The sequence below is a fragment of the Shewanella sp. SM74 genome (assembly GCF_025653725.1).
GTDB classification, from domain to species: Bacteria; Pseudomonadota; Gammaproteobacteria; order Enterobacterales; family Shewanellaceae; genus Shewanella; species Shewanella oncorhynchi.
The window spans coordinates 1-3,042 of the sequence record NZ_JAKKRZ010000072.1 but is presented as its reverse complement, the minus strand read 5'-3'; the positions used below and the strand labels follow the sequence as shown (position 1 = coordinate 3,042).

General features: G+C 50.0%; 4 protein-coding genes. All 4 read right to left on the bottom strand.

Features of this window, described 5'->3' with window-relative positions; translation table 11 throughout:
• Positions 1–514: 514 nt before the first annotated feature.
• Positions 515–1,006, bottom strand: a complete 492-nt coding sequence (locus L5M49_RS24915; RefSeq protein ID WP_071681582.1) for a hypothetical protein — start codon at positions 1,004–1,006, stop codon at positions 515–517.
• On the bottom strand, positions 1,003–1,872 hold the full coding sequence (locus L5M49_RS24910; RefSeq protein WP_263266990.1) for a 3'-5' exonuclease: 870 nt from the start codon (positions 1,870–1,872) through the stop codon (positions 1,003–1,005). Before L5M49_RS24910 ends, L5M49_RS24915 begins: the two co-directional genes overlap by 4 nt.
• Before the next feature lie 4 nt (positions 1,873–1,876).
• Positions 1,877–2,614, bottom strand: a complete 738-nt coding sequence (locus L5M49_RS24905) for a tyrosine-type recombinase/integrase (RefSeq protein WP_411569124.1) — start codon at positions 2,612–2,614, stop codon at positions 1,877–1,879.
• 234 nt (positions 2,615–2,848) lie between these two features.
• Positions 2,849–3,042 (bottom strand): hypothetical protein (locus L5M49_RS24900; RefSeq protein ID WP_263266989.1); only part of this gene is annotated, 194 nt, incomplete at its 5' end.

The following is a 3,042-nucleotide window of genomic DNA, read 5'->3' as shown; positions in this document are numbered from 1 at the left end:
GGTCGCACGTTCGGGGATACTGAGTTCGTGATAGGACATAGTGGCAGCACCGTACCGGAAAGGTCAGGTGTTGCACTCAGTTTTTGCGGCCGCCGTGCGTGATATGGCTTTGAGGGGAGGTAGTCGAAAGAATATTGGTATCTTTTGGGAGTTCTAAGTTTCGACCCGTCACTGGTAAATTCTGGCGCATAAGAGCCTCAAGGGTTGGCTGTTTTATTTTATTGTATTCGGCATTAAGCCCAATTTCTTTAGCGTTACGATAAAGCTAGCATGGAAACGATAGGTGCAAGCAAGTTAAGGGTTGCATCGCGCATGTCAATCTAGGCTATGCCCTAACTGGGCGTCAGGCCGGAACCTTGGGCAGTGTCAGAATAGGGCCGATTCCAGCATTTTCTGACGACTCGCCTGCAACCTCTAGGGCCTCAACCTGACAGGCCGCACGCTTAGCGTACGATTTTGTCCGTTTTCTCTATCGTCCCCTAGGACGACTTTTAGGGTGCCTAGATTTGCTCGATTAGGACAAATTTCGGTCCATCCACGCTGATTGGCGTAGCAGCGCGATGGCATCAGAAGGGGTAACTTTCCATGCGTTGGAAAGCTGGCGAACTGCGAAAACTGCAAGCTCCATCCGGTCGTCATCATTGATAAAATTCTGGAGCTGGTTGCCTCTCTCGCTGAGAATGATTGCAACACCGGCTTTGCCGTTGTTGTAAACCGCAAAGCTCTTGTTCTTCGAGTCACCGTGATATGAACCCTCAGCCTTGCTACGCAAGCCAAAGAGAACACAGCAAAACGCCGTCAGCTCGCCACGAGTGAGTTGCACTGTGATCTTGCTTTTCCAGTCTGGGCTGGACCCCGACGCCCTGATCGGTGCAATCTCGATGCTGACAGTAGGATAATCACCTCTGGTTAGCGTGTGTTGCACATTAATGCCGGTACGTTTCGCCGGGTCTTTCTGCCAGTCTGAGAAAAATTTCAGGCTTTCGCCGTAGGATTGTTCTGTCATTCCAAATTACCTTTGCTTTGAATCTCCTGGAGCTGAACCACGAGATTACGTTGGACTTTTGCTATCTCTGTCACCAGATCGGCGGTGGCAATGGCGTCGGTCGCTGCTGAATGGGCTCGACCTTTCCAAACCACGCCTGCTTGGTAGGTTGCATCCGCAAGCGAGATAGTGCCGTGCCGGTTGGTTGAACCAAAGGCATCAGACGCCAGCGTCATCGCACACAGCAAATTTTTCTCTTCCCACCAAGGCATATGATCTCCAAATGCACCGGCAGTCTGCCTCAACAGCCTGCTATCGAAACTGGAGTTAAATATCACTACATGTCGGCCAGAGAGAAGCTGGGCAAGAGCTGGCGCAATTTGAGGCCACATAGGCTCATTCGTCAGATCCGCCTCGCTGATTCCATGAACATCCATTGCATGAGGGGAAATTTTCACGGTTGGCCGCAACCTGGTGTTCAGTAGAACATCGCCCCAGATGTCTGTGACAGCCAACTCTATCACCTGGTCTCTTTCACCAAGGCCGGTCGTCTCAGTGTCGAGAACTACGGGCTCCAGGTTTACCCATGTTTCAGCCACAACCGATGCTTTTGCTAGGTTGCTACGCATTCTTGCTTTGATAGATAGGATAAGCTGAGCCCTGATTTGTTTTTCTGAGGCCGGTGAACAGGCCCTGCTCTTCATTGGCTCGCAATCAGCAATACGGAACACGCCAAATTGTCTGCCATACCCGTTTTTGTAGAACGAAACAGGCTCCACTCCGGGCTTGGGCTTCATCCTAAATTCATCCCTGAGCCGCCCCTTTGAAAAGCATCTATCGTCTTTTATGGCATCGGCTCTGGCGAGTTCGAGTTCTTCATCATTCATGTTGTTAATCCGCTAGATCGAGGCGTTGGCTTGCTCTCTTCAAACGTTCATCACCACGTCTGTCATATTTCTGGGTGGTGGCGATACTTGAGTGGCCCATAGCATCCTTCACGGTCACAATGTCCTCACCGTTATCCAGCATCGAGGAGGCAAAGGTACGCCGAAGATCGTGAGGGGCGAACTTTTCCAGACCTGTTTCGACTCTTCTGGTTTCCAGAATGTGGTAGATGGCCTGATCAGACATCCTCTCTCCTGTCACATCATCAAATCGCCTTATCCTCGGGAAAAGAGGACCTTCATGCTCCCCCCGAACCTCTTCAACCCACTTCTCCAGTCTTTTCCATGCACCGCCAGGTACATAAGCAATTCTCTCTTTGTTGCCCTTGCCAAGCACCTTGAGAGCTCGGTCCTTATAAATCATGTCCACCATGTCCAAGGCGACAATTTCAGAACGACGTAAACCGCATCCGAGAAGAACCCCCAAAATAGCCGCGTCACGCACCCCCTTGGAGCTTAGATCGCTTTCACATGTGAAAAAAAGACTGCGAATTTCATGGCGTTCAAGGGCTCTGCCCTTGGGTAGCCTGGACCCTTTCACAGAGCGCACTTGCTTAATGTGCTGGAAACTGTCCGTGTCTATTTGTTTCATCGTCCACGCTTCAAGAGCTACACCTTTCAGCGCTGCGAGATAGGTGTTGATGGTTGCCGGAGCTTTACCTGAATCGCTTAGCATTTCGAGCACGGCCAAAATGTGGTGCCTCCTCATTGAGCTCCATGCACAATCACGAAGGTTCTGAAACCCGATCATCTTGGCGACGATATTAAGGAATGAGCCCATAGTCTGCCTACTTCGCTTTGAGCCAAGACTCAACAGGTAGGCGATGGCAGGGTTGTCATGGATGTTCTGGAGAGAACTCGATGATGGCTAAATTTGCCCAACGCGCCAAAAATGTAAAGTTAGCTTTAAATTCTAAAATCACTCACTTGAATTCTCGTTCTCAATCAGCGCTTGCTTCCAATATTCTGGTTCAGCATATCGAGCAACCAATGCATCGATATCTATTTTTGAGGTTGATGGACTAAACTCAAAATTGCCATACATATTGATGTGCTGCCATGCAACGGGCGAAATACTGTGAAGCTGAGCCAGTGCATTTTGATCTCCTACTG